The organism is Candidatus Methylomirabilota bacterium, from assembly GCA_036001065.1.
In the GTDB taxonomy this organism is placed as follows: domain Bacteria; phylum Methylomirabilota; class Methylomirabilia; order Rokubacteriales; family CSP1-6; genus MNEF01.
Genome location: DASYUQ010000068.1, coordinates 1 through 2,778, shown reverse-complemented (window position 1 = coordinate 2,778; position 2,778 = coordinate 1). Strand labels below are relative to the sequence as shown.

The 2,778-nt window shown below is 67.0% G+C and carries 3 protein-coding genes; all 3 read left to right on the top strand.

The annotated features are described in order from the left end of the window. On the top strand, positions 1-417 hold a 417-nt coding region (locus tag VGV13_05955), incomplete at its 5' end, for a molybdopterin cofactor-binding domain-containing protein (protein HEV8640625.1). Continuing rightward, positions 411-1,421 (top strand): ABC transporter substrate-binding protein, encoded by a 1,011-nt coding sequence (locus VGV13_05950; GenBank protein HEV8640624.1) that lies wholly within the window; start codon positions 411-413, stop codon positions 1,419-1,421. The genes VGV13_05955 and VGV13_05950, both read left to right, overlap by 7 nt. Positions 1,422-1,642: 221 nt before the next feature. Beyond that, entirely contained in the window at positions 1,643-2,302 is a 660-nt protein-coding gene (locus VGV13_05945) for a response regulator transcription factor (protein ID HEV8640623.1), read from the top strand. Positions 2,303-2,778 lie beyond the last annotated feature (476 nt).

Sequence of the window (2,778 nt, the reverse complement as noted above, 5' to 3'; positions counted from 1 at the left end):
ATGCGCTACGTGATCGTCAGCGACAACGGCACCATAATCAATCCGAGCGTCGTGGAAGGCCAGGTGTTCGGGTCCGCCGTTCACGGGATCTCGGTCAGCCTGGGGGCCGGCTTCGTGTACGCCCCCAACGGGGCGCCGCTGACCCTCACCCTGACCGACTATGGGATCCCCACCCCCCTCGATGCGCCGCCGGTCGAAGTGGTCCACCATCCCGTTCCCTCACCGTTCACCACGTTCGGTCAGAAGGCCGCGGGGGAAGGCGCCTCCATCCCCTCGCCCGCCGCCATCGCCAGCGCAGTCGAGGATGCCCTGTCGCCCCTGGGCATCCACGTGCAGGAGCTTCCGCTCACCTCGGAGGCGGTCTGGCGCCTCCTGACCGACGCCAAGGACCGGTCCAATGGAGGGACACGATGCTGAGGCGGTCGTCCGTCGTGCTGGGCGTGCTCGTGACGTTGGTGGCCGTCGCGCCGTCCCGGGCGCAAACGCTGCGGCCGCAGCCGGTCAAGATCGCCGTCTCCACCACCGAGCCGCACAATCTGCCGCTCTGGGTGGCCAGGGATAGGAAGATCTTCGACAAATACGGGTTGGACGTCGAGTTGATCTTCGTCGGCGGGGGCACCCTCGTCGCCCAGATGCTGGCGGCCGGGGAGATCCAGATCGCCTCCGCGGCGCCGGCCTCGCTGGTGAGCTTGATCGCCGGCGGCGAGAAGATCGCCGTCTTTCTGGGGTTGAGCAACACCTCCCCCTTCACGCTGGTGGCCCAGCCGAGCATCAAGAGCGCCGCCGATCTGAAGGGCAAACGGCTGGGGACGGCGCGCTTCGGCGGCTCCTCGCACACCTCGGCGCTGATTGCCCTGGACCATCTGGGCCTCGATGCCAAGCGCGACAACATCACCATCCTCCAGACCGGGCTCGACCCCGAACGAGTGGCGGCGCTCGAACGGAAGGCGCTCGATGCCGCGATGCTGCAGCGGCTGGCCACCAAGATGATGCTCGGCAAGGGGTACACCGCGCTCCTGGACCTCCATGCCGCCAAGATCCCCTACCAGAACAACGTGCTGGCGGCCCGACGAGACTTCGTGACCGGCCAACCCCAGGTGGGAGAGAACTTCACGCGGGCGGTGGTGGAGGCCTTCGCCTACATCTTCGACAGGGAGAACAAACAGGCGGTCAAAGACGTGATCGCGAAGACCTTGAAGCTGCGGAGCGCCGATGACGCCGAGGACTTTTACCTCGAGGCCCAGGAGGGCCTGGACCGGAAGCCGTATCCGACGCCGGAAGGCACCCGGACCGTCATCAAGTACGTCGCGGAGCGCAACCCCAAGGTGGCGTCCCTCAAGGTCGAGGAGATCATCGACACCAGCTGGCTGAAGCGTCTGGACCACGAGGGATTCTTCGACAAGGTGCACGGGGGCCGATAGCCGTCACGGCCCGGCCACTCGCCAGCGCCGAGCGGATCCTCGAGCTGAACCCGCGCGCGCTCTACCGCTGCTCGTCTTCACGATTTGACACTTCTTCACCCCGAGGGCCACTAGCACAATCGCACTATTGGCGAACAGCGGGAGGATCTGCAAGATGGGGGGCCATGTCGAGAGGCCGATCTCACGCGGAGACCGTTGGAGGACCCTCGGGGACGACCGACGTGCTCATCGGCTGCGGCGATTCCAGTCGTCGGCGGCAGTGGCGCGATGAGCTGCGCCGAAACTTCACCGTCCGCGAAGCGAGGGAGCCGGCCGCGCTCCAGCAAAGCCTGACGCGGCTCAGGCCCGGCGTGCTGGTGCTGGACTCCGGCCTCTGCCATGCCCGAGCCATCCCGACGCTGCACCGCCTCAGCCCGCAGACCAAGATCGTCTTCCTGGCCACGAAGCCGGATGAGCGGGAAGGGTTCGCCGTCCTTCGAAGCGGAGCGCTCGCCTACGGGGACGTGGCCGCGGACCCCGCCCTGCTGCGGAAGGCCGTAGCGATCGTCGAGACCGGGGAGATGTGGATCTGCCGCGAGGTGCTCTCGCGGGTGCTCGCCCGGCTGTGGCCCGCCAGCCGGCCGCGGCCCCCCTTCGGCCCCGTGTCCTTGCAAGCGCTGACCTCACGGCAGCGCCAGGTCGCGACACTGGTCGCCCACGGAGCCAGCAACCAGGACGTCGCGAACCAGCTGGGCATCACGGAGGCGACGGTCAAGGCGCACTTGATGCCCACGTTTCGGAAGCTCGGGCTCTCGGGCCGCCTGTCCCTCGCGGTGCTGATCCTGGGCCGTCGTCCGCTGTCGAAATCGACTCACGACGGCGGGTCCACAGCCCGCACCTGATTGGCTCCCGCCTGGACGTGGGGGGCGCATCTATCAACCAACGTCTTATCGACTTCCGTCGAATGGACAGCGCCGCGGCGCGAGAGTAGACGGAAAACGTCCAGCTCACTGGCTGGCCAGCACCTGAGACCTGTCTGACCGGAGGTCAAGAGCCCGGGTCAACCGCGCACGTTAAGACAACGTCACGGAAACGTCAGCAGGGGGTAACCGGCAGCGAGTAGCGTCTCAGCGTGAGTTGGCGGACGAAGGCGAAGAGGAGGAGGACGCCCCCTCTCTTCGGGGGTACTCCAGACCCGCCATAGGGGTGCAACTTTCCCCCCCTCGGCGGTGTACACGCCCGAGGGTCGCCTGCTGGAGTGATCCTGTTCGCTCAATGTGAAAGGAGGTGACGACCAATGACGTTCAAGATCGAGGAACTGGAGCAGCGCATCGCGCCCAGCATCACCGGGACGGGCGGGTACGACGGCCAGCCGGGC

What these genes read in the sequence shown, in the direction of transcription:
- VGV13_05950 (HEV8640624.1), top strand. Translation starts at nt 411, where the DNA reads ATGCTGAGGCGGTCGTCCGTCGTGCTGGGCGTGCTCGTGACGTTGGTG.